The sequence below is a fragment of the Corynebacterium sp. HMSC08F01 genome (genome assembly GCF_001807545.1).
Taxonomy (GTDB): Bacteria; Actinomycetota; Actinomycetes; order Mycobacteriales; family Mycobacteriaceae; genus Corynebacterium; species Corynebacterium coyleae.
The window spans coordinates 1-22,788 of sequence record NZ_KV789296.1 but is presented as its reverse complement, the minus strand read 5'-3'; the positions used below and the strand labels follow the sequence as shown (position 1 = coordinate 22,788).

General features: G+C 61.0%; 22 protein-coding genes. 13 read left to right on the top strand and 9 right to left on the bottom strand.

Features of this window, described 5'->3' with window-relative positions; all coding sequences use genetic code 11:
- Positions 1-2: 2 nt before the first annotated feature.
- Positions 3-1,109 carry a septum formation family protein gene (locus tag HMPREF3171_RS04220; protein ID WP_070483170.1) on the bottom strand — a complete coding sequence of 369 codons (1,107 nt, stop codon included), beginning with the start codon at positions 1,107-1,109 and terminating at the stop codon, positions 3-5.
- Positions 1,110-1,118: 9 nt separating this feature from the next.
- Positions 1,119-1,847, bottom strand: coding sequence for a GntR family transcriptional regulator (locus tag HMPREF3171_RS04215; RefSeq protein ID WP_070483168.1), 729 nt, complete (start codon positions 1,845-1,847; stop codon positions 1,119-1,121).
- An 80-nt stretch (positions 1,848-1,927) separates the two neighbouring features.
- Here HMPREF3171_RS04215 and serS point away from each other — a divergent pair, with 80 nt between their 5' ends.
- The 3 genes from serS to HMPREF3171_RS04200 are packed head-to-tail and all read left to right on the top strand — an operon-like array spanning position 1,928 to position 4,847.
- Positions 1,928-3,181: a serine--tRNA ligase gene (gene serS / locus HMPREF3171_RS04210; protein ID WP_070483166.1), complete on the top strand. Its 1,254-nt coding sequence runs from the start codon at positions 1,928-1,930 to the stop codon at positions 3,179-3,181.
- A complete protein-coding gene (locus HMPREF3171_RS04205; RefSeq protein WP_070483164.1) occupies positions 3,181-4,011 on the top strand; it encodes a lysophospholipid acyltransferase family protein in 831 nt (276 codons plus the stop codon). Before serS ends, HMPREF3171_RS04205 begins: the two co-directional genes overlap by 1 nt.
- The gene (locus HMPREF3171_RS04200) at positions 4,008-4,847 is read left to right on the top strand and encodes a Cof-type HAD-IIB family hydrolase (RefSeq protein WP_070483162.1); all 840 of its coding nucleotides are present in this window, start codon (positions 4,008-4,010) and stop codon (positions 4,845-4,847) included. The genes HMPREF3171_RS04205 and HMPREF3171_RS04200 overlap by 4 nt, the downstream gene beginning before the upstream one ends.
- On the opposite strand, the gene HMPREF3171_RS04195 is transcribed toward HMPREF3171_RS04200, so the two are convergent.
- The 3 genes from HMPREF3171_RS04195 to HMPREF3171_RS11855 form a co-directional block, all read right to left on the bottom strand.
- On the bottom strand, positions 4,844-5,305 hold the full coding sequence (locus HMPREF3171_RS04195; RefSeq protein WP_070422636.1) for a hypothetical protein: 462 nt from the start codon (positions 5,303-5,305) through the stop codon (positions 4,844-4,846). The two genes, HMPREF3171_RS04200 and HMPREF3171_RS04195, sit on opposite strands and share 4 nt — an antisense overlap.
- A gap of 295 nt (positions 5,306-5,600) precedes the next feature.
- Positions 5,601-5,996 (bottom strand): hypothetical protein, encoded by a 396-nt coding sequence (locus HMPREF3171_RS11860; RefSeq protein ID WP_141743340.1) that lies wholly within the window; start codon positions 5,994-5,996, stop codon positions 5,601-5,603.
- Between the two features lie 266 nt (positions 5,997-6,262).
- Positions 6,263-6,871, bottom strand: coding sequence for a hypothetical protein (locus HMPREF3171_RS11855; protein WP_141739436.1), 609 nt, complete (start codon positions 6,869-6,871; stop codon positions 6,263-6,265).
- Between the two features lie 628 nt (positions 6,872-7,499).
- On the opposite strand from HMPREF3171_RS11855, the gene glpK reads away from it, so the two are divergent.
- Positions 7,500-8,960 (top strand): glycerol kinase GlpK, encoded by a 1,461-nt coding sequence (gene glpK, locus HMPREF3171_RS04185; protein WP_070483158.1) that lies wholly within the window; start codon positions 7,500-7,502, stop codon positions 8,958-8,960.
- A gap of 18 nt (positions 8,961-8,978) precedes the next feature.
- On the opposite strand, the gene HMPREF3171_RS04180 is transcribed toward glpK, so the two are convergent.
- Positions 8,979-10,862, bottom strand: coding sequence for an N-acetylmuramoyl-L-alanine amidase (locus HMPREF3171_RS04180; protein WP_246815319.1), 1,884 nt, complete (start codon positions 10,860-10,862; stop codon positions 8,979-8,981).
- Between the two features lie 150 nt (positions 10,863-11,012).
- On the opposite strand from HMPREF3171_RS04180, the gene glf reads away from it, so the two are divergent.
- From glf to HMPREF3171_RS04145, 7 genes are all read left to right on the top strand, one after another.
- Entirely contained in the window at positions 11,013-12,203 is a 1,191-nt protein-coding gene (gene glf, locus HMPREF3171_RS04175; RefSeq protein WP_070483156.1) for a UDP-galactopyranose mutase, read from the top strand.
- A gap of 9 nt (positions 12,204-12,212) precedes the next feature.
- Entirely contained in the window at positions 12,213-12,449 is a 237-nt protein-coding gene (locus HMPREF3171_RS04170) for a hypothetical protein (protein ID WP_070483154.1), read from the top strand.
- 128 nt (positions 12,450-12,577) lie between these two features.
- Positions 12,578-14,290, top strand: a complete 1,713-nt coding sequence (locus tag HMPREF3171_RS04165) for an RNA-binding domain-containing protein (protein ID WP_070483152.1) — start codon at positions 12,578-12,580, stop codon at positions 14,288-14,290.
- A 303-nt stretch (positions 14,291-14,593) separates the two neighbouring features.
- Entirely contained in the window at positions 14,594-15,496 is a 903-nt protein-coding gene (locus HMPREF3171_RS04160) for a siderophore-interacting protein (protein ID WP_070453308.1), read from the top strand.
- Between the two features lie 12 nt (positions 15,497-15,508).
- The gene (locus HMPREF3171_RS04155) at positions 15,509-16,531 is read left to right on the top strand and encodes a FecCD family ABC transporter permease (RefSeq protein WP_070483150.1); all 1,023 of its coding nucleotides are present in this window, start codon (positions 15,509-15,511) and stop codon (positions 16,529-16,531) included.
- On the top strand, positions 16,531-17,526 hold the full coding sequence (locus tag HMPREF3171_RS04150) for a FecCD family ABC transporter permease (protein ID WP_070453303.1): 996 nt from the start codon (positions 16,531-16,533) through the stop codon (positions 17,524-17,526). Before HMPREF3171_RS04155 ends, HMPREF3171_RS04150 begins: the two co-directional genes overlap by 1 nt.
- Entirely contained in the window at positions 17,523-18,293 is a 771-nt protein-coding gene (locus HMPREF3171_RS04145) for an ABC transporter ATP-binding protein (RefSeq protein ID WP_070483148.1), read from the top strand. The genes HMPREF3171_RS04150 and HMPREF3171_RS04145 overlap by 4 nt, the downstream gene beginning before the upstream one ends.
- 21 nt (positions 18,294-18,314) lie before the next feature.
- Here the strand turns inward: HMPREF3171_RS04145 and HMPREF3171_RS04140 are convergent, their stop codons facing one another.
- Positions 18,315-19,268, bottom strand: coding sequence for an iron-siderophore ABC transporter substrate-binding protein (locus HMPREF3171_RS04140; RefSeq protein WP_246815318.1), 954 nt, complete (start codon positions 19,266-19,268; stop codon positions 18,315-18,317).
- 81 nt (positions 19,269-19,349) lie between these two features.
- On the bottom strand, positions 19,350-19,544 hold the full coding sequence (locus HMPREF3171_RS04135; RefSeq protein WP_070453297.1) for a hypothetical protein: 195 nt from the start codon (positions 19,542-19,544) through the stop codon (positions 19,350-19,352).
- 84 nt (positions 19,545-19,628) lie between these two features.
- Between HMPREF3171_RS04135 and HMPREF3171_RS04130 the strand changes: the two genes are divergently transcribed.
- Positions 19,629-21,221, top strand: a complete 1,593-nt coding sequence (locus HMPREF3171_RS04130) for a cation:proton antiporter (protein ID WP_070483146.1) — start codon at positions 19,629-19,631, stop codon at positions 21,219-21,221.
- Between the two features lie 3 nt (positions 21,222-21,224).
- Here HMPREF3171_RS04130 and HMPREF3171_RS04125 read toward each other — a convergent pair whose 3' ends face one another.
- Positions 21,225-21,788 (bottom strand): TetR/AcrR family transcriptional regulator, encoded by a 564-nt coding sequence (locus tag HMPREF3171_RS04125; protein WP_070483143.1) that lies wholly within the window; start codon positions 21,786-21,788, stop codon positions 21,225-21,227.
- A gap of 179 nt (positions 21,789-21,967) precedes the next feature.
- Here HMPREF3171_RS04125 and HMPREF3171_RS04120 point away from each other — a divergent pair, with 179 nt between their 5' ends.
- Positions 21,968-22,771 (top strand): ATP-binding protein, encoded by an 804-nt coding sequence (locus HMPREF3171_RS04120; RefSeq protein WP_141743339.1) that lies wholly within the window; start codon positions 21,968-21,970, stop codon positions 22,769-22,771.
- Positions 22,772-22,788: the final 17 nt, after the last annotated feature.

The following is a 22,788-nucleotide window of genomic DNA, read 5'->3' as shown; positions in this document are numbered from 1 at the left end:
CATCAGAACTGCACCGGAGCCTCAGGTGCAGGCGCAGGCGCTTCGGGGGCAGGCGCTTCGGGGGCAGGCGCTTCCGGCGCAGGCGCGGGAGCCTCAGATGCCGGGGCCTGCGATTGGTTCGGCTGCTGCTCAGAGCGCAACGGGCGGCGTTCGGGGCGTTCGGGTGGCGGGGCGTCGTCGATACGCAAATGCTCGCGGCCCTGCGTCGCAGACCCGGTGAGGTTGGCAAACTGGCCCTCCGGGCGCGAGAACATCAACGCGCAGTTGGCGCTGCGGGAACCGCCCTCCCAAGCGGCGGCGGTTTGCGAGGTCCAGAACGGGCGCAGCGCAATCTGGTAGAGCGCCTCCTCGCTGCCCAGGTAATCCTGCGCGGCCTGAGTGCACACGTCGCCGAGGTACTTGTCCTGCTCCTCGACGGACGGGGTGTGGTCCGCGAAGTGTTTTGCCAGGTTGACGCGGCTGGTGATCTCCAACTGGTGCGGCTTGTCGCATGGCACCACCGACAGGGAGTTGGCGGCGTCGATGGCCACGCACTCGCCGGCCTCAAACACGCGGGCCTGGTCCGCATCCGCAACCCGGCCGGAGGTCAGCACCGGCTCGCCGTCGTTGTCGGTTTCCTGCAGGCCGCACAGCATGGTGCGGTCCCCGTTTTGCCACGCGTCGGCCGGCGGCAGGATCGGAGCGATGGAGTAACGCCCGTTCGGGTCGTACTTGCCGTCCAGGTAGCGCAGGGTTGCCGCGCCACAGAGTTCCTCGCGCAGTTGCGCCTGGCGGGTCTGGTTTGGCAGCGGTGCTTCTGGCCCGAACTCGGAGGTGGGGTAGGTGGCCAGGTCCTCGCGCGCGGCAACCTCGAAGCGGTGCTCGCCGGCGCAATCCGCCTGCTCAAAGTTGGTATGGGTGCCGTCTTCGGCAACCTGCCACGTCAAACACGAGCCGGCGTCGGCGGTGGTGAACGACGCCGCCTCCGCAACAGAACTCGAGGTAGACGAGCCGCCCGCCTGGTCTGCGGAGCCGGAACTATCGGCGGTCAGTCCGTAGGTGCCGGCGCCCACCGTGCCCGCCAGGGTAGCGATGAGGAAGGCGCGCAGCGCGGTCTGTTTCGAAGCCATGGCGCACCATTATTCCACTTCGCGGGCGACCCGTGTAGTCAGCCGGTAGCGGTCCGTGCGGTACACCGAGGAGCAATACTCCACGTTGCTGCCGCCACTGCGGGCGTAGCGCAGGATGTGGAGCAGGGCGGTGTCCGGGGTGACGTCGAGAAGCGGTGCGTTGTCGGGGCCTGCCGTGACGGCGGTGACGGTCTGCTCCGCTTCTGTGATGCCGAGTCCGTATTCGTTTTCCAGCAGGGTGTACACGGAGTGGTAGACGTCGTTTTCCAGCAGGTCAGGCACGAGGATGGAGTTGTACCAGGCGTCGTCGACGGCGTACGGTTCGCCGTCGCCAAGCCTTAGGCGCCGCAGGCGGATGTGCTCAGTCGTGGGCGGGGTGCCAAAGAACGTGGCCACCGCGTCCGGCGGAGTCGTGCGCTCAGAGAGCAAGATTCTCGACGACGCCTCCACCCGCTGCGCTCGCATCTCGTCCGAAAAACTCGCCAGGTGCAGACGGCTCACCAGCGGGGCAGGCGCCACAAACGTGCCTTTGCCGCGCACCCTGCGCAAACGGCCAGCGGACACAAGATCTCCGATCGCGCGACGCACCGTGATGCGGGATACGCCGTAGGCCTCTTCTAATGCCCGCTCGCCAGGCAGGGGGTCGCCGGGGGAGAGCTCGGTGGAGATCAGCTCGTCGATAATCGCGCGCAGCTGCTCATGCTTGGGCACGGGGCCGTCTGTGATCCGGGTGGGCATAAGGCCACCATAGCGCACTGGTTATGACCGGATTGCGGATCGGCGTACGCGCGTCGGGGAACAAGGTAAGGTATGCAACTGTGATTGATCTGAAGCGTGTGCGCGAAAACCCCGAGGCAGTCCGCGAGTCCCAGCGAGCTCGCGGAGAGGACCCAGCGCTTGTCGACGAGCTATTGGCCGCCGACGAAGCCCGACGCTCTGCGATCCAAGCAGCAGATGAGCTGCGCGCCGAGCAAAAAGCGTTCGGTAAAAAGATCGGCCAGGCCGCCCCGGAGGACCGCCCGGCACTGCTGGAAGGCTCTAACGAGTTGAAGGCCCGCGTGAAGGAAGCCGAGGCTGCGGAGGCTGAGGCGCAGGGGAAGCTGGAGAAGCTGCAGTACTCCATCGCCAACGTCATCGAGGGCGCCCCGGCTGGCGGCGAAGAGGACTTCGTGGTCCTCGAGCACGTCGGCGAGGTCCCCGAGTTCGACTTTGAGGTCAAGGACCACCTGGACCTCGCCGAGCCGCTCGGGCTGATCGACATGAAGCGCGGCACCAAGGTCGGCGGCGCGCGTTTCTACTACCTCACCGGTGACGGCGCCTGGATGCAGCTGGGCATGCTCATGCTCGCCGCGCAGAAGGCCCGCGAGGCCGGCTTCAAGCTCATGATCCCGCCGGTGCTGGTACGCCCGGACATCATGCAGGGCACGGGCTTCCTCGACGCGCACGACGAGGAGATTTACTACCTGGAGCGCGACGATATGTACCTCGTCGGCACCTCCGAGGTCGCACTCGCCGGCCTGCACCAGGACGAGATCATCGACCTGTCCGACGGCCCGCTGCTCTACGCCGGCTGGTCCTCCTGCTTCCGCCGCGAGGCCGGCTCCTACGGCAAGGACACCAAGGGTATTCTGCGCGTCCACCAGTTCGACAAACTCGAAATGTTTGCCTACTGCAAGCCGGAAGACGCAGAGGAGATGCACCAGAAGCTCCTTGGCCTGGAGCGCGACATGCTCGCCGCCGTTGAGGTGCCGTACCGCATCATCGACGTCGCCGCCGGCGACCTGGGCTCCTCTGCAGCCCGTAAGTTTGATACGGAGGCGTGGGTGCCGTCGCAAAACACCTACCGCGAACTGACGTCTACCTCGAACTGCACCACCTTCCAGGCTCGCCGCCTGCAGACGCGCTACCGCGACGCCGACGGCAAGACCCAGATCGCCGCAACCCTCAACGGCACCCTGGCCACCACCCGCTGGCTCGTCGCCATCCTGGAGAACAACCAGCAGGCCGACGGCTCCGTGCGCGTGCCTGAGGCGCTGCGTCCGTGGGTTGGCAAGGAAGTGCTCACGCCCTAATGAAACTGCGCGCCTACCGCGGATTCAACGTCCCGCAACGCTTTACTGAAAGCCCAGCCCACCGTGAGGAGGCGGTGGAGCGCTTCTACCAGGGGCTCGTGGGTACGCTACGGCGCGTGATGCGGGCGTTGAACATCGACGTCACCGTCATCGGCGCCGAACACGTCCCCACCGAGGGCGGCGCGCTTATCGCCGGTAACCACACCGGTTACGCCGACTTCATCCTCATGGGCACCGGCCCCTACCTGCGCGGCGAGCGCCTCGTGCGCTTCATGGCCAAACAGGAAGTCTTCGACGTACCCGTCCTCGGGCGTCTGCTGCGCAAGATGCATCACGTGCCGGTCAACCGCGCCCACGGCAGCACCGCCATCGCGCCCGCCGTGGAGCGACTTCGCAGCGGCAACCTGGTGGGCATCTTCCCGGAAGCGACCATCTCCCGCTCGTTCGAACTTGCCAGTTTCAAAACCGGCGCCGCACGCATCGCCCATCAGGCCGGTGTGCCGCTCATCCCGTGCGTGATCTGGGGATCGCAACGCATTTGGACCAAGGACCTGCCGAAACACTTCCGCAACGTACCGGTCATCGTCCGCTACGGCGCACCCGTCGAACTCACCGGTGACGCCGAGGCCGACACCGCGGAACTCAAGCGCCAGATGCAATTGCTTCTCGACGAATCCCGCACCGAATACACCGCACTCGCCGGCCCCGGCACAGGTGAGCCCTGGCTGCCCGCCGCCCTCGGCGGCACCGCACCCACTATTGAGGAGGCCGACCGGATCCACGCCGAAGAACGCGCCGCGAAAGCCGCGAAGAAGGGGCGGAAACCATGACCACCTCGCTGCCGGAAACCGCACCCCGCCTGATCATCTCTGACATCGACGGCACCTTCATCACCTCCGCCGGCCGCGTCACCCCGCGCCTGCGCAACGTGGTGTCCCGTGCGATTTCCAGCGGCGCTCATTTCGGCCTGGCCACCGGCCGTCCCCACCGCTGGCTCATCCCGGTGCTCGAGCAGCTCCCGGTCGCACCCGTGTGCGTGTGCGCCAACGGTGCCGTGGTTTACGACCCCACCGAGGACCGCGTCCTCCACGCCCACGAACTTACCCCCGACACCATGGGCGAAATCCTCCACGACGTCGAACGGGCGCTTGCCGACGTTTACCACGGCTACGGCGTCGAACGCGTCGGCTCCTCCGCCCTCGACCCGGAGGACGAATGCTTCCTGATCACGCCGGAGTACAACCCGGATGCGTGGGATAGTCGGTTTGGTGTCGTCGATAAGCAAACGCTCATCGAAGTGCCCGCCGCGAAACTGCTGGTCCGCTGCCCCGACATGACCTCCGCGGAGATGTACGACATCATCGCACCGCTTATCGACGACACCACCGCCCACGTCACCTACTCCATGGACGAAGGCCTCATCGAAATATCCCGACCCGGCGCCAACAAAGCCACCGGCGCGCAATACCTCGCCGACCGCTACGGGCTTACCGCCGCCGAGACAATCGCGTTCGGCGACATGCCCAACGACCTGGAGATGATCCAGTGGGCGGGCACCGGCGTGGCCATGGCTAACGCCAAACCCGAACTCAAAGACGCCGCCGACCACGTCACCACCACCAACGACGAACACGGCGTCGCCGCAGTCCTCGAGCGCTGGTACTAGGTCTCTTCGAGGATTTCCTGCATTCTCTGGCGGAAATAGTCGCGATCGTCCTCTTGCATGCGAGCAAATTCCATGAGTACGCCCGGCCAGGTGGGAAATGTATCGACAAGGTTCTCCGAGATACCTAACAACGGTGAAAATGCGAGCTCGCCCCACCTAACACCTACACCTACTCGCTCTGAGTAAGCAGTGCTGCTGAGAGGACCAACAGTCCACTGGCTCCCTGATGCGGCATTCATCCATGTTCCGGTTATGGCCAGGATGCGGGAGACGGTGTCTTCATGGCTGTGTTTAGAGTTGAGAATTTCGAGCACGATTTCAAAGGGAAACTCGTCTACGCCATTGGTAACTTGCTCCCGTTGGGAAGGCGTCAATTCTGCGAGCGCTTCGGGGACTGCTACTGAAAGGAAGTCCTCCAGCCGATTTCCGAATTGCCGTAGATATCCGTCAAACCACATAGTGTCCTCCCAGGTTATGTATGGCGGATGACCCAGGCTCCGTAACCGTAGTTTAAGGTTCTGTCGAAAAAGCAGGTTGCGGATCTAGCCCAGTACCCAGTTTTTTGTTGTGCTCTTAGGAGATCAAGTTTATTCCAGCATTCACTTTCAACGAGGAAGATTCGGTCGTTGTGTCCCGATGCTTCAGAATTCGGCTCTTGGGGGTGGAACAAAGACATCGTCGTAAAGAAAGCAGCGAGAAGTGCTAATCCGAGGTATCTTACGAACTTGGAGTTATTCCTGTCCATAGTAGGTTTTAGCATGTGACCACTCCATCAATACGACCAATATGTGGGGAGATATTTGTACGAGTTCCGGCTACCACTAGCTTGCAGGCTGAGTCTGGGGCAAATGCAAAAATTACCTTGACGCGTATGTCCCAGTCGCAATGGTTGTAAACTTGGACGAAACCTTTTTCCGGTATCGCATTAATGCAATCAGGCGCGCGTTCACCTGTGGACCTAAGTTGTGCATTCGGATTAGGGGACTCTACCGACGAGATTTCACCATTTTCTTGAACGGTGATGACAACTTGATTGGTATGAAATTCTTCGCCGACAGGTTCTGCTGCGGTGGCAGGGGTGGGCAGAGACGCAAACAAAAGAGTTGTGGCGCAGATTGTTGGGGCGAAAAGCTTTTGTGCTGTGGACATTTTCCCTCCTGTAGTAATTAGCGACCAATATGTGACAAGCGACACAAGTGTGTGTGTGACGTAGAGCATACATAGGCGGCGGCGTGCGCTTTTTGAAAATCAGCAATCGTTGTAAAAGCGTTATACCGGGCAGCGTCCCGCCCACCGTAGAATCACGCGCATGGTTTTGATCGCGACGATTGACCAGGGTACGACGTCGACACGCGTGTGCATCACGCGCACGGACGGGAAGGTCATCAACCAGGTGCTGTTTGAACACGAGCAGATCATGCCGCGCGTTGTTCTAACTCCTCCAACCAGTCGCGATAGTTCACGTCTACCCGATTTGGCAACTCCCTCACGCCGGGGCTGCTGTCGATCACAGTCTGCAGCGACGCGATGAACTCGGTGGACGTTGCACGGTCCCACCTCACCCGCCTGACAACTGCGCCCTGGTTTTGAAGCTGGGTTTCGCGCTCGCGTTCGTCGCGAAGCATGCTCGCTGCATCTCCCATTACCCCGCTCGTCTTCTCGAGACCGTCTGCCTCCACAACGAGAAACCCGTTGATCAGTATGTCCGCCCAGGCCATCATCGGGCGGCCGTCACGTTCCCGGATCCGCAGGCCAACCTGGAACTCGAGCGTGACCACCCCGGTAAGCGTTCCGTCTGCGATCGCACGCAGGATTGCGTCGCGCACAATCGTCTCCAACACACTCGCTGACGTATCCGTCGCGTGTTCGATGAGTTTTCGGAACCCCGCGATTCCGCGTGCTTTCGGCAGCGTTTCCGTTTTATCCAGTAGGTATTCCGTGGTCAGGTGGCGGTGCTTCCACCTCGCCGACTCGATCTGCACCAGCGCTTCAGTGCGCCCGTGGTACCTGAACGAGTCGAACATCGCCCTGATCGCCGTCGCCGTGCGAACCCCCTTGTGTACGAGGTACTCCTGTTCAGCGAGGATTCCACTTCTGTAAATGCGATGGGCATCGCCGCGCTTCCACGGCCTCGTTTCTCCTGGTAGTGCGAGGTCGACTGTGGTGACCCAGTTATATGTCGAGAGTCCTAGCCACCTGGACGCGGCTGGACCTGTGATCACTGCAGATTTGGACTTTGCTGCGACGTCTTGAATGAGTTCGAGTTCTGCTTCGCGTTTCTTCTGTAAATCCCCCATGTAGGCAATATTGCACCCGACTGCTGCGCTGTAAAGGGGGTCTTTGCGCAATATATTGTGCATTTTGAGGGAACCGGGGCGCGCTGATCGTCTAGTTCGGCTCATCGTCTAGCTCCGCATCGAATCCAGCTAGACGGCCTCGGGGAGGACCCGGTATTTCCCCAGGTGATGATGAACACGGTTTTCAGTAATTAGCTGATCGTCTGGTTCGACAAAAATGCAGCTAGACGATCAGCGGAAGCTAGACGATAAGCAGTGGAAGCGAGCCAGAAAGCGCCAGAAAAGCACCGGAAACGAGCCAGAAACACCCACAGCAACCCAACTGGCACACCCCGCCCACCGTAGAATCACGCGCATGGCTTTGATTGCGGCGATTGACCAGGGTACGACGTCGACACGTGTGTGCATCACGCGCACGGACGGGAAGGTCATCACCCAGGCGCAGTTTGAGCACGAGCAGATCATGCCGCGCAAGGGGTGGGTGGAGCACGACCCGATGGAGATCTGGCGTAACACGCGCCGGGCGCTCAGCGAAGCACTTGCTGACAAGGACATCGCTGAGCAGGACATTTACGCTCTCGGGCTGACCAACCAGCGCGAGACTGCCGTGATTTGGGACAAAGCAACCGGCAAGCCGATCTACAACGCGATCGTGTGGCAGGACACCCGCACGAACCACGACGGGGACGCCACGAAGTACCTGAGTAAGACCGGGCTTTTGCACAATTCGTATCCTGCGGCGCCGAAGTGGGCGTGGATTCTGGACAATGTCGAAGGCGCTCGCGAGCGCGCCGAAAAGGGCGAACTCCTGGCGGGCACGATGGATACGTGGCTGATCTGGAACCTCACGGGCGGGGCGAAGGACAAGGACGAGGCGTTGCATCTGACGGATGTGACCAACGCGTCGCGTACGTTGCTCATGGATTTGGAAACCCTCGATTGGGACGAGCAACTTTGCGACGACCTCCGCATCCCGCCCCGAATCCTTCCCGAGATCCGGCCGTCTGTGGGCAACTTTGGCAAGATCCGTCCGCGGGGTCCGCTGGCGGGCGTGCCGATCACGGGCGTGCTCGGCGACCAGCAGGCCGCACTGTTCGGCCAAGGCGGCCTGCATGAGAACGACGCGAAGATGACGTACGGCACCGGCCTGTTCATGCTGCTCAACACGGGTGCCGAGCCGAAGTTCAGCGACCGTGGCCTGCTGACCACCGTCGCCTACCAGGTGCAGGGCCAGCCGCCGGTGTACGCGCAGGAGGGCTCGGTGGCCGTGGGCGGGTCGTTGATTCAGTGGCTGCGCGACCAGCTCGGCATCCTGAGCACCGCCGCTGAATCGGAAACCCTCGCGGAGCAGGTCGAGGACAGTGGAGGAGTGGTGATTGTGCCTGCGTTTTCCGGCCTGTTCGCGCCGCGGTGGCGTCCGGATGCGCGGGGTGTGATTGTGGGGTTGACGCGGTTCGTCGATAAGCGGCACATTGCGCGCGCTGCGCTGGAGGCGACATGCCTGCAGGCGCGCGAGGTGGTGTGTGCGATGGGCGGCGACCCGACGACGCTGAAGGTCGATGGCGGCATGACGGAGAACAACCTGTTGATGCAGATGCAGGCCGACATCCTCGGCGTGACGGTGGAGCGGCCCGCGAACACGGAGACGACCGTGATGGGGGCGGCGTCGGCGGCTGCGATGGGCATTTCGCTTATCGACGAACCCTTGTCGCTCGGCACCTCCACCACCTGGGAAAGCGAAATGGCCGGCCCCGAACGGGACCGGCTGGTCACCGCGTGGGAAGACGCGGTGGAGCGCTGTCTAGATCTTGCCTAGGCCCGAGCCTGCGAGGGCCTAGCGCGTGGTGATGTCCAGCGCGTTGGTGGTCGGGTTGTAGGTGATGCTGCCGCCTTCGAAGTCGATGCGGACGACGTCGCTGGTCGGGTAGTACTCGCGGGTGATCGGCATGCCGAGTGGGCCTGCGTCGAGGCCTTGCTGCAGCCAGGCCTCCGCAATCTTGCCGACGAGCGCGATGATCTCGCCCTGGTCATTACGCGCGGCGATGCCGTTGGAGTAGAAGGTGATCGCCGGGCCGGTCGGTCCACCAACGCCTGCGATGAGTTTGCCCAGGGTGGGCTCAAGAGCGGTCCAGACGGCGGCGGCCTCGGTGGCGCCGAAGGCGTTCAGTGCGGGGCCGACGGCCGGGCCGACCTTGCGTGCCAGTTCTGCGACTTGGGTGAGGTTGAGGCCCTGGAAGACTTCGACGCCTTGGCGCTCGCTGACGCCGGGGAGCATGTCGCGTGCAGCCAGGAACAGCAGGATTGCGCCGATGACGGTGCCGGCCGCGGTGGCGATGGCGATCGGGTCGCCGGAGGTCAGGCCGGTGAGAACGCCTGTGGCGTTGTTGCCGGTGTTGCCCTGATTGCCGGTGTCGCCTGGCAATGCCGGGGACTGCGCCGTGGTGGTGACAGCGGTCGACTCGGTGCCGCGGTTGCCCAGGCCTGCGCGGTTGCCGGCCTTGAGCGTGCGGTACTTCGCTGCGGCGGTGGCGCGGATCATGGGCAGTTTGGAGTACAGGTTGTCGCCTGGGCAGGTGCTGTAGTGGAAGTCACGGTGAGCGTTGATGTTGCTAAACGATGCACCCTGGCCAGCCGAGTACTTGGAGCCCTTGAAGCTGAATTCTGCCTGGTGGTAGCTGTAGCCCATTGGGTTGAAGTCGGCGACGGCTGCCTTCCAGCCGATGATTTCGCCCATGGCGCGCAGTGCTGCGGTGGTGGGCTGGGCGCTTTGGTAATCGCCAAGCATGGAGACGCCCCAGGTGTTTTGGTTGAATCCGCCGACGTGTGCGCCTTGCGGTCCGCGGTCCATGCCGCCTGCGCGGCCTTCGTAGATGTTGCCGTACTTATCCACGAGCGCGTGGTAGCCAATGTCACCCCAGCCCAGGGTGCGGGCGTGGTAGTTCCAGATGCCGCGGACGATGCCGGGTGCCTGGGCCTCGGTGTAGTTGTTGGAGCCTGCGGTGTGGTGCACGGTCGCTGCGGTGGTTGGCTCGTTGTAGTACGGGGCCTGGCTGGAGCCTGCACCCCACTGTGCGCGGGTGATCACCTTGGGCATGCCCCAGGTGTAGGAGTCCGCGACCGGGTTGATGCCGCCTTGGGTTTGGCCTTCGCCGCCGTCGAGGAAGACAGCGTTGAGGTCCTTGGCGGTGGTGGGTGCGCCGGAGTCGGTGCGGCCGCCGTCGAGAAGATCAACGCCGCCGGTGGAGACCTGGACGCGCTTGGTTTTGCCCACGAAGATCGGTTCGGTGCCGAACTTGTCGCTGCCCTTCGGCGGGTCGATCGGGTCCATTTCGAACCATTCGGACCAGGTGCCGTCGGCCTTCTGGGAGCGGACGAATGCGGCAATGTCGCGGTCGCCGGTCCAGGTCAAGCCGACGATGGAGAAGTCGCGGTCGTTGGTGAACTCCTTGACCACGCGGCGTACTTCGCCTTCTTCGCCGCCTTGGGTGCGGATGGCGGCGTCGTCGACAGTGATGTTCGCGCCGGACGCGAAGGACTCGGACGCGGTGTACACCTCGGGTGCGCCGGCGCCGAGGGATTGGACGTGGAGGATGCGGTTGCCGCTGAACACTTGCGTAGCGACGAGAGCCACCACGAGGAGAACGGACACCACGACAGGCAGGATGACGGCCCGGCGTGGTCGGACCGCACCGCCCTGAAGACTACGGCGTTGTTGCACGGTAAAACTCCTGACACTTCTTGTGAAAATAGTGGCAATTGTGACTGGAACGCAGTGTAGTGCAATCTAAAGTCTCAAGAAAGACTTGAGGCTTTTGTGGCGTGTCGCGGCGTGGTGTCGTCGATAAGCAACTGTGCGAAAATAGACCGCATGGCATACGACCTCATTGTTGTTGGATCAGGGTTCTTCGGCCTCACCGTGGCCGAGCAAGCGGCGAGCGAGCTGGGCAAACGCGTGCTGGTGGTGGAAAAGCGCAACCACATCGGCGGCAACGCCTACTCGGAGCAGGAGCCGGAAACCGGCATCGAGGTGCACAAATACGGCGCGCACCTCTTCCACACGTCGAACGAGCGCGTGTGGGAATACGTCAACCGCTTCACCTCGTTCACCGACTACCAGCACCGCGTGTTTGCGATGCACGACGGCACCGCCTACCAATTCCCCATGGGCCTCGGCCTGATCAATCAGTTCTTCGGCAAGTACTACTCGCCGGACGAAGCGAAGAAGCTCATCGAACAGCAGCGTGAAGGCCTCGACCCGGCCGCCGCGACCAACCTGGAAGAGCGCGGCATCGCCCTGATCGGCAAGCCGCTCTACGAGGCGTTTGTCAAGCACTACACCGCCAAGCAGTGGCAGACCGACCCGACTGACCTGCCGCCGGAGATCATCTCCCGCCTGCCGGTGCGCTACACCTTTAACAACCGCTACTTCAACGACAAGTACGAAGGCCTCCCCGTCGACGGATACGCCGCCTGGCTGGAGAAGATGGCGGAGCATGAGCTTATCGACGTCCGCACCGACACCGACTGGTTCACCGTCCGCGACGACATCCGCGCCGAAAACCCCGACGCACCAGTGGTCTACACCGGCCCGCTCGACCAGTACTTCGACTACGCCGAAGGCCACCTCGGCTGGCGCACCCTCGACTTTGAGCAGGAAGTGCTGAACACCGGCGACTTCCAGGGCACCTCGGTGATGAACTACAACGACGCCGACGTCCCCTACACCCGCATCCACGAGTTCCGCCACTTCCACCCGGAGCGCACCGAGTACCCCACCGACAAGACCGTCATTGTCAAGGAATACTCCCGCTTCGCCGAGGGTGACGACGAGGTGTACTACCCGATTAACACCCCCGAGGACCGCGCGAAGCTCGAGGCGTATCGACGACTCGCGGCGGAAGAATCCGAACAACACAACGTCCTCTTCGGCGGCCGCCTGGGCACCTACCAATACCTGGATATGCACATGGCCATCGCGTCTGCACTGACCCTGTTCGACAACCAGCTCCGTCCGTTCTTCGAGTCCGGCGAGCCACTGTCCCAGCCGCGCGGCCACTAGGAGGTACTTGTGAGCGCTGAGATTTTCGTTCACCCCGACTGCCCCGACTGCACCGACGTGATCGCGCAGTTTAAGGCAGACCCGCAGGCCTTCGGCGACGCCGAACTTCTCGACGTCACCAACCTGCGCAACCTCAAACGCTTCCTCACCCTGCGCGACTCGCTTGACGGGTTCGCTGACGTGCGCGCCGCCGGCAAGATCGGTGTGCCGTCCAAGGTGATCGACGGCAGGACGGTCGAGTTATAAACAACCCAAAACAACTCCAAACAACTATGCTGACCTGCTCGGATGGGCTGATTTCGGGCGAGTTTTGCGGTAAGTTGTTTCGGAGTTGTTTCAAACAACTTTGAAACAACTTTTGTTATTCTGAGCCCATGCTCGATTCGGGTTTTGAGGGTGTGGAGGAAGCGCTGTCGGCAATTGAGGCCGGAGATAGCGCTGGGAGCTGGGAATCCCAGGTACTGGATTTCAAGGAAGATCCTGCTGTCCACCCGATGAACAAGAACCCCGATGCGGGGCTTGTGGAGTTTCTTGTCGACGAGGTCATTTGTTTCTCCAACGCCGACGGCGGTGTCGCCTACATCGTCCTTGGCGTCAATGACAAGAAGGCAGGCCCTGCTGCGTTCACTGGCACCGATCGCTCATGCGACTGGTTGGTGGAAAAGATTTACAGCAAGACGCAGCCTCATATTCAGGTCGAAGCTTCTGAAATCGAGCGCTGCGGCAAGCGTTTGATTGCATTGCGCATCCCACGGGGGATGGCGCTGTATCAGCGTTCCAAAGGCCAAGCCAGTAAACGTGTCGGGAAAAACTGCGTCCCTCTGGGCGAGGATGAGCGTCGCAGTATTCACCTGTCCCGTTCGAACCCTGACCTGAGCGCTACTGCGTCTCGACGAAGCCCTGAAGATCTCGATCCTAAGGCAATCGAGCAGGCTAAAGCACTCCTTGCCAACCGGAAGCATGCCTTGGGTGATGACTCTCCTGTACCCCAGACGAGTCTTGAACTCTGCAGTGAGTTGGGATTGTTTACGCCCGATGGCGCGCTGACCTTTGCGGCAGAAATTCTCTTCATGCAGCCGCTGCGCAACCGGACGGTCGTGCGACACTTGCTTCGCGACGTGCCCAGTGGCGATCCGAAAGTCACCGAGATCTCCGCACCGTTGATTACTGCATCAGAACAGCTTCGTGCGTTGATTAAGGCTCACACGTCGCAGGAAATTGCGCGAGTGCAACTCCCGAACGGGCAAGAGTTTCCCATTCCGGCGTTTCCTGCGGCTGCTGTAGACGAAATTGTTTCCAACGCATTCGCGCACCGCGACTGGGGAGCGACCACTGCAATCGTTGTTGATCAGTCTCCGACCAGTCTGACCGTTTGGTCTCCTGGTGGTCTCCCTGTCGGCGTGCCTGAGGAAAGGATTCTGACCACCCAATCGATCCCGCGTAACCCGATTCTGATGGGTGCATTGCGGCGGTTGGGCCTCGCTGAAGAGTCTTCGCGAGGCTTCGATCGCATGTGGGTCTCCATGCTCGCCAGTGGTAGACAAGCGCCTAGTCTGAATGCCGATGGACCGTTTGTGGAGGTCACGTTGCCCGCCGGAAACGTCGATTCGGCTTTTATTAAGTCGCTGTACCTGCTGCGTGCTGAGTTCGGAGAGGCGATATTCAATAGCGTAAATGGGCTCTTAGTGGCGCGTCATCTGGCGAACAACCAGATTTTGATGACGTCCACGGCGGCCCGACTCATGCAAGTCCCGGAAGCGCAGGCCCAAGAATACTTGGGGTGGTACGCAAGTCAGGGCTTCCTAGAACCTTTGCGGGATGCCCCCGAGTGGATATTGTCTGCTCGAGCACGGACGGCTTTTGGGGGGAACGAATCTACTGCGATTGCATCCGTGACTACCGAGGACTGGATCGTTGCTCAGTTGCGCGAGGGGAAGTCCCTGAACGCTCGTGAGGTTGCGAATGCACTCGGCGTCGAGCGTGAATCAGTGAGCCGAATCCTTCGCCACCTTCGGGACCTAGGGAAAGCGAAAATCGCCGACGGGAGCCCAACGCGAGGCCCGAGTGTCCGTTGGGTTTCGGTATAAACAACTCAAAACAACTCGAAACAACTATTGTGACCTGCGGCGATGGTTTAATTTCGGGTCAGTTTTATAGCGAGTTGTTTCATAGTTGTTTCAAACAACTCCGCAGCCGGGTGGCTAGGCGCTCGGGACCGGGGCGACGAAGGCGGACACGAGGTACCGGTTGATGTCAGGGCGGTTGATGATGCCCGCGCCCGTGCCGTCACCGGTCTTAAAGGCGACTAGCCGTTTGGCCGGCTACACGGGCGCCGGGACTGCTCACCTCAATGCTTTCCTTAGGATAGGCAAGCCTATATAGTTTGCGGGGTGAGTTTTAGACCTTTCCTTGCAACCGTCGTCCGCAGTGAACGCATTGCGCCGAGTTTCCAGCGGGTGACGTTCACCGGGGTCGACGACATGGGACCCGCCGTTCCTATCAGGGATTTGCGTATCAAGCTACTGATCCCGCCTGTCAGTGGTCTGTTCGAGCTTCCGGAAGAGGGGTGGTGGGAGACGTGGCGTGCGATGCCGGAGCATATGCGCGGACACCTGCGTACCTATTCCATTCGGGAGTTCCGGCGAAGTGCTGAAGGCCCTGACGAATTGGATGTGGATTTTGTTTTGCACAGCGATAGTCCCGGTCCCGCCTCGGCGTGGGCGCAGGACGCACACCCTGGGCAGCAGCTGCTGATTATTGGACCAACCCGCGACGATGATTCCGGTGTTGGTATTGAGTTTGACCCCGGATCTGCTGCGATTGTGCGTCTTTACGGCGATGAAACCGCGTTGCCTGCAATGGCTCGTATCTTGGGGGATTGGCCCGAGGGGCTCGCCGGTTCGGTTGATATTGAGGTGCCCGCCGGCAATCATCTGCCCATCGACTCCCCTTCACAGGTTGATATCCGTTGGCACTTTCGTGAAGAGGGTGACTTCGACTACGGAGGCTTGCTTCTTGCGCAGCTGAAACAGGAAGTTGGATCCCGTTGTGCCTCCGCTTCGTTGGAAACTGGAAAAACTGGCCTTGTGGATGAAGCCCAGCTCGATGAAGTCTGGGAGACACCCACGTATTCCAGCAGTGGAGAATTGATAGGTCCCACGTCGGGTACTGCAGGGCACACCTACTACTGGATCGCTGGGAAGAATACGGCTGTGACGGCGATGCGGCGGCTTCTGGTGGGTGAGGCGGGAGTGCCTCGTCACCACGTGTCGTTCATGGGATACTGGCGGTAACGGAGTTACAGCGTGACTAAACGTGTTGGGCTTGTCGCCTTCCTTGTGGTTTCCACTGTGTGTGCAGCGCTGGTGTCGCTGTTGATCGGGGCGCGCGAAATGGGTTTCGAGGCAACGGTGAGCGCGGTTCGTAATGGACTCATGCTGGCGTTCTCGGGCGCAGACGAACAGCCTGAGGCGTCCAGCGATGAGGCGAAGATCATCGCGCAGCTCCGTGTTCCGCGCACTCTGCTTGGTCTGCTGGTGGGAGCAGCGCTGGGCACTGCGGGCGCACTGCTGCAGGGACACACCCGAAACCCGTTAGCAGACACAAACCTGCTGGGCGTCGGGCCTGGCGCGGCGCTTGCTGTGGCAGCAGCCATTTCCTTTCATGGGTCAATGACGGTATTAGGCACTGTCGGGGTGGGATTTCTCGGGGCGATACTTGCGGTAGCGCTTGTGTTCGTGCTCAGCATGAGAAGCCTGGGATCTACGCCGATCACGGTGGGGCTTGGTGGTTCCGCGTTGGGTGCGGTTTGTTCTGCGCTGACGAGCGGCATCGTACTGACGCATACGCGAAGCCTTAATGAGATGCGGTTTTGGACAGCGGGTGCTATCGCCGGACGCGATATGCAGGTGGTCACGGTCCTTGCTCCCGTGATTGTTCTTGGGCTCGTGGGCGCCTTTGCTTCAGCGAATCAGCTAAACCTCCTGAACTTGGGGGATGACGTTGCAAATGCACTTGGCGTCCGAGTTTCTATCGCGCGGACCTTGGGTATCGTCCTGGTTGCATTGCTTACTGGCGCAGCGGTGGCTGGAGCCGGACCGATCGGGTTCGTTGGCCTGGTTGTTCCGCACCTCGTGCGTAGCCTCACCGGCCCGGACTACCGCTGGGTGCTGCCGTGTTCCGCGCTGGCTGGGGCGACGTTGCTCTTGCTTGCTGACGTTATTGGTCGCGTCATCGCGCGCCCTGGAGAATTACAGGTGGGCATCACACTCGCCTTCGTTGGGGCCCCATTTGCACTGCATATCTTGCGGAAGGGGACGAAACTCTGATGCGGGTTTTCGCGATAAACACTGCTCTCGCGGTGCTGGCCCTAGCCGCTGCCCTCGGGGGCGTGATGGTTGGAGATTTCGAGCTATCGGTTCGAGACGTAGTTTCCGCTCTCATGGGCCAAACGGCAGAGCTGACCCGGACTGTAGTTCTCGAGTGGCGCCTGCCACGAGTGGTCACGGCGCTGGGTGTAGGTGCTGCGCTGGGCTTTGCCGGGGCAATTTTCCAGACCATTACAAGGAACCCACTGGCGAGTCCGGACATCTTGGGGGTCACCTCGGGTGCCTCCGCTTTCGCGTTGACCGCGCTACTCGCTGGTGGAAGTGCCGGGATGATGCTGCGTGTATTGGGCGTGCCGCTCAGTGCATTCCTCGGGGGACTGACCGTATCTGCGGCAATCTGGTGGCTGAGTCGTGGTGCTGGACTAGGGTCTTTCCAGCTTGTCTTCGCCGGCATCATCATCAATGCGCTGGCGATGGCCTACAACTCGTTCCTGCTTGTTCGTGCTGACTATCGAGATGTAGGCAAGGCGCAGGCGTGGGTGACCGGTTCGGTGGGTTCTTCTAGTTGGCACGACGCCATCGCTGTACTCATTGCACTGGCGGTCGTCATTCCACTATTGCGGTGGGTAGCCTTCAAGCTTGAGGCACTCTCTTTGGGGGAGGACACTGCTGCTGGTCTCGGGGTAGAGCCCCGGCGTACCCAGCTGATCCTCATGCTAATGGCTGTAATGCTGGCATCGATGGGCATTGCGGCATCTGGGCCGATAGCCTTCGTGGCGTTTGTCGCACCACAGATCGGACGCAAGATCACACATGCAGCAACGCCGCCATTAGGAACCGCGATGCTTACTGGCGCGGCGATCGTATCCGTCGCTGACTTGGCGGTGCGAACCCTGGTGCCGGGGAATCTGCCGGTGGGAATAGCCACAACTGCAATTGGTGGCGCAGTGCTGCTTTACACGCTGTTGCGTGCAACACGAAAGGTGTCCATATGATGCTTCAGGTCCGAAATCTTAAGGTAAGTTATGGCGCTTCCGTCATCCTCAAGGGCATTGATTTCGACGTGTCCAAAGGCGGAATCACCACAATCATCGGCCCAAACGGTTGTGGCAAGTCAACGCTGTTGCGTGCTGTGGCAGGGCTTCTTACACGTGACTGCGGCACGGTAACGCTGAACGGCGTGGACATGGCGAATCTGAAGCGCCGCGAGATTGCGCGTCAGCTTGCAGTGTTGCCACAGACTCCGGTGGCTCCCGAGGGGCTGACAGTGCATGATTTGGTTGGCCGTGGACGCCACCCACATCGATCTTGGTTGCGACAGAGCTCGGCTGAGGATTCACGTGTGGTCGATGAGGTGATGGAACTGACCAATATCACGGAGTTTGCAAACCGTCCGCTCGAGCGACTTTCTGGTGGTCAGCGTCAGCGCGCTTGGATTGCGATGGTCTTAGCTCAGGAGACTCCGCTCGTGTTCTTGGACGAGCCGACGACTTACCTAGACTTGTCTCACTCTGTCGAAGTCTTGTCGCTCGTACGTCAACTCGCCGATCAGGAGGGTAGAACCGTGCTTATGGTGCTGCATGATTTGAACCTCGCTGCACGCTACTCAGATCAACTCATCGTGATGCAGCGTGGCGAGGTGGAAGCGGTCGGTGCGCCCGCCGAGGTGCTCACCGAGTCCTTACTGGACCGTGTTTTTCATCTGCCTGCTGTCGTGGCAACAGACCCGGTAAACGGGGGGCCACTGGTTGTACCCCGGTAAGCACCACTTCTGCCTGGTGTTCTAGAGCTGCTTTTTGAATTGATCGATTGCGTACGGGATCGTGAGGGGGTTCGGCATGCTCATTGCGTTGGCGGTATCTGTGTCTAACCAGTAGACCCCGCCACGCTTATTCACATCGAGGTCCATGAAGGTGGCGTCGTTCTTCAGAGCATCGATTGCGCCGTAGTAGTCCAGCACGAAGAGGTAATCCACGTCGTTGAAGTCGGCGTAGTTCTCGGGGGACCAGTCAAGGAAGAAGCTGGAGCCATCGCCGTTGAACTTCTCCGGGATCTTGAACCCTAGTTTTTCGATGAAGGAGCCGCGGCCGTCGCCCGAGGTGTAGACGCCAAACTTTCCGTCGTAAGGCATGCCGATTACCGCTGTTTTGCCTTGCAACTCGGGGTGCGCTTCACGGAAATCCTGGAAGGCCTTCTCGGAGTCGGCGATGAGCTTTTCGCCTTCGGCCTCCTTATTCAACGCCTCGGAGATTTCCTTAATCTGTTCGTCCCATGGCACCTGCCAATCTTGGTACTCATCCGAGTGGAAGGTGGTTGGTGCAATCTGCTCGAGTAATGCCCTCTTATCGGCTTCGAGGCCGCTATTCACTGCAATGATCTTTGTCGGGTTGAGCGAGGCAACTTGTTCGGCAGTGTCAGTACTGAACTCGGTGGTCGTGTCCCGGAGCGGGTTTGGTTCGACTGTGAGCTTGTCCTTGGCCCACGGTCCAAGTCCGGAAGGGTCCCCCGTACCTTCCTGTTGCCAGGTGGCGTAACCAACCGGTTGTTCGCCCAGGGCAAGAACCGTATCGACGTCGCCGAGGCCCATTGTCACAATGCGCTCCTCTGACCCGTTGGCATCGGAAGTTTCGGGAGCGGTTGTTGAATCGCTTGATCCGCTGGAGCAGCTGGCAAGCATGAGCGCCGCAGTGAACGTGGCTGCGATCCCCTTCAGGGCGCGAGAGGTAAAGAGTGCCAAGGTTGCACCTTTCGTAGGTGGTCAAAAAGTTTCACGTTAGGTCTCCCTGACCTAACGTGATTACTCTAAGGCATGCCTTACCTAAGTGACAATCCTTGTCTGGGCGCTCGGGACCGGGGCGACGAACGTCGAGACGAGGTACCGGTTGATGTCGGAGCGGTTGATGATGCCAACCACCGTGTCGTCATCGGTGCCGAACTCGGCCGAGTCGTTGTGGGCAAGCAGCGCATATGGGGTGGTGAAGGCCGGGACGGAGTCGCCGATGACGTCCAACACGTCGCCGGCGGAAGCCGATATCGGATTTCTGTGAATTCAGCAGATGGGCGAGGAACCAGCGTCAGCGTCGTAAGCTGAGCCAGCGTGGGAACGTTTATTGCGCTAATCGGATTGTTGCTGGCCACCGTCATTGTCGCTGCGGTTGGTGAGCGCACGGGCATTCCGTGGCCGGCGCTGCTGACCATCGTGGTGGCGCCGGTGATTTTCATTCCAGGCATTGACACGGTGTCCATTGACACACACCTGATCTTGCCGATCTTCCTGCCGCCACTGCTGTGGTCGCTGGCCAGGCGCACGAGTTGGGGTCAGATCGGCTCGCAGCTCAACGTGGTGCTGACCATGTCGGTCATCCTGGTGTTCCTTACTATCGCGGCGCTGACGGCGACGGCGATGTGGATCCTGCCGGGTGTGAGTCTGGCTACCGCGATGGTGTTGGCGGCGGCGATCGCCCCGCCGGACCCAGTCGCGGTCGACGCGGTGGCGGGACCGGCTGGCATTCCGAAGCGCATCACCGGAACGTTGCAGACGGAGGGGCTGTTTAACGACGCCGCATCGATTGTCACCTTCAACATCGCCATGGCTGCGGTGATTGCAGAGGGTGAAGTGGACTTCACCAAGGGATTCGTTGAGTTCCTTTATGCCGCGGCGGTTGCTGTGGTGGTGGGGTTGATCGTCGGCAGGCTAGCTGCGCTGTTTGCAAACTCGGTGCCAGATTCCGTGATCCGTACCGCGTTTACGTGGGTGCTGCCGTTCGCCATCTATGCGGGTTGTGAGGCGATCCACGCTTCGGGCGTGATCGCGATCGTGATCGCCGCGGTGGAGTTGTCGTCGCGCTCCACGATGACAGCGGAGGACCGCCTGACCGGTCACTCGTTCTGGGGAACAGTGGAGCTGCTGTTCACGGGCGTGGCGTTCGGGTTGATCGGCATGAGCGTGCGTGATGCTATCGACACCGCCGGCACCTATATTTGGCCCGCCGTACAAGTCGGCGTGGTGCTCTCTGTCGTCGCATTTGTGGTGCGTCTGGCCTGGATGTGGGTGCTGTACAAGTTGAACGTGCGCAAGGGTCGCACGCACGTGTCGCCACTGCGCCTGCAGGAGGTGCTCCTGATGGCGTGGTCTGGCATGCGCGGTTTGGTCACGTTGGCGCTGGTGTTGGCTATCCCGCCGTCGGCAACCGAGTACCACCACGAACTGTCCGTCATTGCGTTGACGGTGCTGACCTGCACGATGGTGATCCCCGGCCTCATGCTGCCATGGCTGGTACGGAAGATGGACCTGCAAAAAGGCCCAGAAGCAGACCGGGCAATTGAAGAATTGAACCAGCGGGCGTACGCGGCGGCGCACAAGGCGGTGCGCGAACACGGCGAGGAGCATGCGCCGGAGGCGTACACGATGGTGCAGGAGTGGCTGAACTCGATTACGGAGCAGCGCCTGCAGGATCCGGAAAGCACTGACGAGCGCATGGCAGCTTTCGAGCGCGCTCGCGAAAGCGCGATTGAAATGCAGAAGGTTGCGCTTAAGGCGGCGAGCTCCGAGTTGCACCGGGCGCGCAGGGAGCGCCAGTACAACCCGGCGGATGTGGACGCGGTGCAGGCTGACCTGGACCGTCTTATCGTGGCCAGCAAGCGCAACGTGCTCGCACGCCCAAGCCAGATGGTGAAGTGGGAGTCCTAGTTGCTAATCGACGACCACATCCGCCATCGCATATAACGTCTCCCGCGCCGCCTTGAACGCCTCCGGTGTGGCGGCGAACTCGGCTGCACGCGCAATGGCGGAGTTGAGCAGCGCGATATCCACGGCTGATACGCCAGGGCAAAAGTCCGCCACGATGGTGCGGAATCCGGCGTGGGAGCGTTGCACGTTGTCGTCGGCAAACGCCTCCGGGAAGTTCTTCGCCGCCGCCATGAGTGGGCCGTGGCCACCATGCGCGAAGAGGTCCAGGGTGGCGTCCACGTAGGCGCGGATGCGCTGATGAGGCTCCGGCGGCGCGTTTTTAATCTTGGTCTCGAGTTCGGCGTTCCACTCGTCGGTGGCCGCGATGAGGAGTTGAACCAGCAGGTCGTGCTGCGATTTTGCATACCGGTACACGCTGGGACGTGCGAGACCGACCGCGGCAGCCACCTCCGCCAGGGTGGGCACCTTGCCGTGGTTTTCGACGATGAGGCGCTCGGCGGCGTCAAGCACCGCGCGGTGTTGTACGGCGCGGTGCTCGGCGACGGTGTCCTCAGTAATCTTCGGCATGCCCCTGAGTCTACGGAGTGGTTATTTCGTTTCGGCGAGACATGTTTCCGCCGACTATCTCGCAGAATTTCAAAGTGCAAAGTGAAACCGTTTCAAAATGCAAAGCAGAACCGTTTCAAAACGCAAAGTGAAACCGTTTCAAAGTGCAAAACGCGCAGGTAGTCGGCTATGGTTTTTGCATGTCGAACTCATACATTCCAAGGCTTGCAGATGGCCAACTCGAAAGCGCTCTTCGTCGCCAAGGTGGAGTGCTCATTCAAGGGCCGAAGGGCTGCGGGAAAACGGAAACCGCGAGCCGGCAAGCGGGGAGTGTCTTGAATGTTGAAACTGATCCGAGCGTCCCGCTGGCGATGGCGACCGACCCGCGCGTACTGCTCGAAGGTGGCACCCCTCGCCTCGTCGACGAGTGGCAATTGCAACCGCGTCTTTGGGATTTTGCGCGGCACGAGATTGATTCTCGTAAGGCGAAGGGACAGTTCATCTTCACGGGTTCCACCGCTCCGGGAGTGGACGCAACCCGCCATTCTGGTGCTGGAAGATTTGCGCGCCTAATGATGTCGACGATGACCCTGTTCGAGTCGGGAGAGTCGGACGGTTCCGCTTCCCTCAGTGAGATTGCTGCGGGCAATGCGCCTGATTTTGTAACCCCCGCCTTGACGCTGGCGGAACTTGCTGAGCGAATGTGTCGCGGAGGCCTTCCTTACAACGCGGATCTTTCCTTGGATGACGCGATGCAAAACGTCCGTGATTACGTGCAGACGGTCGCCGATGTGGATATCCACACTGTGGGTGAAGTCTCGCGAGACTCGGAGCGTGTGCGCAGAATGATGCAGTCCATCTCTCGCGCGGTTGCTACCGAAATTGAAGTTCAAACTATCGCCACGGACGCGGATGTCACTCGTGAAACCGCACGTGATTATCTCGACGCGTTATCCCGGATCTTTATTTCGGTGGATCAGCCAGCGTGGTCTGGGGTGTCATGATTCCGGTGGACGGTGAA